The organism is Caballeronia mineralivorans PML1(12), from assembly GCF_001028175.1.
Taxonomy (GTDB): domain Bacteria; phylum Pseudomonadota; class Gammaproteobacteria; order Burkholderiales; family Burkholderiaceae; genus Caballeronia; species Caballeronia mineralivorans.
The window spans coordinates 1-444 of record NZ_AEJF01000098.1 but is presented as its reverse complement, the minus strand read 5'-3'; the positions used below and the strand labels follow the sequence as shown (position 1 = coordinate 444).

General features: G+C 54.7%; 3 tRNA genes. All 3 read right to left on the bottom strand.

The annotated features are described in order from the left end of the window. Positions 1-67 precede the first annotated feature (67 nt). The 3 genes from EOS_RS15990 to EOS_RS15980 all read right to left on the bottom strand — a co-directional run bounded on the left by EOS_RS15990 (position 68) and on the right by EOS_RS15980 (position 350). Positions 68-142 (bottom strand) — tRNA-Thr (locus tag EOS_RS15990). 12 nt (positions 143-154) lie between these two features. Further along, positions 155-228, bottom strand: a tRNA-Gly gene (locus EOS_RS15985). Positions 229-264: 36 nt separating this feature from the next. Next, a tRNA-Tyr gene (locus EOS_RS15980) sits at positions 265-350 on the bottom strand. Positions 351-444 lie beyond the last annotated feature (94 nt).

Below are 444 nucleotides of genomic sequence, written 5' to 3'. Positions count from 1 at the left end.
TTTTCGACTCCTAACAGGAATTTTTCCGTACCTTGCGCCGCGCGCAAACAGTGTGGACTAGTGTTGCTGGTGCCCATGAGCAGGATCGAACTGCTGACCTCTCCCTTACCAAGGGAGTGCTCTACCACTGAGCCACATGGGCGGACCTTGATGCTGGAGCGGGTGAAGGGAATCGAACCCTCGTCATAAGCTTGGAAGGCTTCTGCTCTACCATTGAGCTACACCCGCTTGGGTCTAACGATTCCCGACGCTTGCTACATGTTCTGGTGGAGGAGGCTGGATTCGAACCAGCGTAGGCGTAAGCCAACAGATTTACAGTCTGCCCCCTTTAGCCACTCGGGCACCCCTCCGCAGAGAACTGACGATTATGGGGGAACATCGCTGTTGTGTCAAGCCTCCAGCGGGTCCAGCATAATCGATGCTTCTCACTTATAGGTGTTCAGG